This is a genomic window from Mesorhizobium sp. ZC-5 (assembly GCF_025753855.1).
Taxonomy (GTDB): Bacteria; Pseudomonadota; Alphaproteobacteria; order Rhizobiales; family Rhizobiaceae; genus Neomesorhizobium.
Window position 1 is genome coordinate 1 of record NZ_JAOWPT010000070.1, and the last position, 558, is coordinate 558.

At 59.9% G+C, this 558-nt stretch carries 1 protein-coding gene; it reads right to left on the reverse strand.

Annotated features, from left to right (window positions below):
• Positions 1–558, reverse strand: a 558-nt coding sequence (locus OHD58_RS30545; RefSeq protein ID WP_263807317.1) for an SDR family NAD(P)-dependent oxidoreductase, incomplete at its 5' end; no start/stop codon positions are given.

The window sequence follows — 558 nt, forward strand, 5'->3', positions numbered from 1 at the left end:
TCAATAGGTGCAGCGGCCACCTGAAAGGTCAAAGACCGACGCAGTTGTGAAGCTGTTCTCGCGGCTGACCAGCCATGCGACCATCGCTGCCGCCTCGTCCACTTCGAGGAATCGGCCACGCGGGATGCGCACCAGCATGTAGTTGATGAACTCTTCGGTCAGCGTTTCCAGGATCCGGGTCTTCGCAGTGGCGGGCGTGATCGCATTCACCGCGATGTCGTAGGAAGCCAGTTCCTTGCCCAGGGACTTGGTCAGCCCGATTACTCCGGCCTTGGCCGCCGAATAGGCGGAAAGGTTGGGATTGCCCTCCTTGCCTGCAACCGATGCGATGTTGACGATCCGGCCATAGTTCCGTGCCTTCATCCCCGGCACGACGACCTTGTTCACATAGAAAGTGCCGTTCAGGTTGATCTCGACGACGTAGCGCCATTCGTCCGGGTCATAGGTGTCGAGGCTGGCATTGCTGCCCGCGATGCCGGCGGAATTGATCAGGATCGAAACCGGGCCGACTTCGGTTTCGACCTCGGCATGTGCACGGGTCAATCCGTCGAGATCGGT